This window comes from Streptomyces sp. 7R007 (genome assembly GCF_054850255.1).
On record NZ_JBTWMV010000166.1, the window covers coordinates 1 to 517 of the forward strand.

At 68.7% G+C, this 517-nt stretch carries 1 protein-coding gene; it reads right to left on the reverse strand.

The annotated features are described in order from the left end of the window. A partial coding sequence (locus ACYF6T_RS44625) for a beta-ketoacyl synthase N-terminal-like domain-containing protein (protein WP_461703717.1) occupies positions 1-517 on the reverse strand: 517 nt, incomplete at both ends.

Genomic DNA, 517 nt, shown 5'->3' on the forward strand with positions numbered 1-517 from the left:
TCCCGCGCTGCCGCGAGAACTCCACGAACGAGGCCGGAGTGGCCATCACCGTCGCCCCTCCGGCCAGCGCCAGTGAGCATTCGCCCTGCCGCAGCGCCTGACTGGCCAGGTGCATCGCCACCAGCGACGACGAACACCCGGTGTCCACCGTCACGGCCGGACCCTCCAGGCCCAGGATGTAGGAGATGCGCCCGGAGGCCACGCACCCAAGGTTGCCGGTGCCGATGTAACCCTCCACCTCGTCGGTCCGCATGCCGACGAGGGTCAGGTAGTCGAAGATGGTCAGGCCGGTGAACACACCGGTTTCACTGCCGTCGAGGGCCTGGCGGTTGATCCCGGCGTCTTCGATGGTGGCCCACGCGGTCTCCAGCAGGAGTCGTTGCTGGGGGTCCATGGCGATGGCCTCGCGCGGGCTGATGCCGAAGAAACCGGCGTCGAAGTCGGCCGCGTCGTACACGAACCCGCCCTCGCGCACATAGCTGGTGCCCGGGTGATCGGGGTCCGGGTCGAACAGCGT